1 protein-coding gene is annotated in these 382 nt (G+C 72.3%); it reads left to right on the top strand.

The window, feature by feature from the left end; all coding sequences use genetic code 11:
* Window positions 1-39: 39 nt before the first annotated feature.
* Window positions 40-382: hypothetical protein (locus GO615_RS30180; protein WP_211167461.1), on the top strand; the 343-nt coding region annotated here is incomplete at its 3' end.

Here is a 382-nt window from a genome sequence, read left to right as displayed (position 1 = left end):
GTCCGCCATCATCGACGGTCGCGAGCGAGGGAGTCAGCGATGACCGACCACCATGTCGAGACTGCGCCCGAATCGGCGGTTGTCGCACCTGACGCGGGTCGCACAGACGGACGCCACCCACTCGACGTCCTCGCCGAGCACGAGTTCGTCAGCCGCGGCGACGAACTCGTGGCCCGTCGCATCGCCCGCGCCGTGGGTGAACGCGACGGGTGGCCGCTCGCGCTGCTCGCTCTCGCCGTACGCGCGGCCCGAGAAGGATCGAGCGCGCTCGACCTCACAGGCGTCGCCACGACGGGCGCCGAGGTCGCGCGTGACCAGGAGGACGAGGTCGACCTCGCGGTGGCGACGCTCGCCGAGGTGATCGCCGTGCCCGACCCTGCGG

It is taken from the genome of Aromatoleum evansii (assembly GCF_012910805.1).
Classification (GTDB): domain Bacteria; phylum Pseudomonadota; class Gammaproteobacteria; order Burkholderiales; family Rhodocyclaceae; genus Aromatoleum; species Aromatoleum evansii.
This window is presented reverse-complemented; position numbering and strand designations above follow the sequence as displayed.